This is a genomic window from Streptomyces regalis (genome assembly GCF_001509475.1).
Taxonomy (GTDB): Bacteria; Actinomycetota; Actinomycetes; order Streptomycetales; family Streptomycetaceae; genus Streptomyces; species Streptomyces regalis.
Window position 1 is genome coordinate 1 of record NZ_LLZG01000343.1, and the last position, 217, is coordinate 217.

Annotated in this window: 1 pseudogene; it reads right to left on the minus strand. The window is 70.5% G+C overall.

What is annotated here, in order from left to right:
- Positions 1–217 (minus strand): annotated as a pseudogene (locus ADL12_RS28495) (serine hydroxymethyltransferase); the annotation flags it as partial.

Sequence of the window (217 nt, forward strand, 5' to 3'; positions counted from 1 at the left end):
GTTCAGCTTCTTCGCGAAGGCCTGCCTGGCGAGGATGATGCCGCCGCGCGGGCCGCCGAGGGTCTTGTGGGTCGTGGACGTGACGACGTCCGCGTACTCCACCGGGTTCGGGTGCAGGCCCGCCGCGACCAGACCCGCGAAGTGCGCCATGTCGACCCACAGGTACGCCTCGACCTCGTCGGCGATCCGCCGGAACTCGGCGAAGTCCAGCTGCCGC